This is a genomic window from Peptoniphilus rhinitidis 1-13, assembly GCF_000246925.1.
Classification (GTDB): Bacteria; Bacillota; Clostridia; order Tissierellales; family Peptoniphilaceae; genus Peptoniphilus_A; species Peptoniphilus_A lacydonensis.
The window spans coordinates 1-477 of record NZ_BAEW01000045.1; the positions used below are offsets into that span (position 1 = coordinate 1).

The 477-nt window shown below is 30.4% G+C and carries 1 protein-coding gene; it reads right to left on the reverse strand.

All coding sequences use genetic code 11. The annotated features are described in order from the left end of the window. A partial coding sequence (locus RH95_RS09145) for a transposase (RefSeq protein ID WP_010249008.1) occupies positions 1 to 477 on the reverse strand: 477 nt, incomplete at both ends.

The following is a 477-nucleotide window of genomic DNA, read 5'->3' on the forward strand; positions in this document are numbered from 1 at the left end:
GAAGTACTTGGTCTGGAATTAGACTTTTACTTAATCCTAGTTCTTCTTTTATCCTCTCTATTAATTTTTCTTGCCACTTTTCTATACTTCCTCGCCATACAAAACTATATCTGTTGGCATAGACTTCTATCTTTGTTCCATCTATATAGATACTTGATAGGTCTATCTGATTTTCTTCTATCAGTATTTGAACCATTTGTTTTAATATATCTGGTGTTAGTTCTAGTATTTTTTGTCTAAATCTGTTAATGGTAGTGTGGTCTGGTGCTTTACTTCCATCTAGGAGATATCTTATCCTTAAGTCATACTTGCATGATTTTTCTATTTCTCTTGATGTAAATATTCCTTCTGAATAGCAGTATATTATTATTTCTAGCATGGTTACTGGATTTACTTTGGGTTTTCTTCCAAATGATGAGTAGACTTTTTTTAGTTCTGTTAAGTTTAACCTTTCTATTATATTTTTTACAAGCCTTA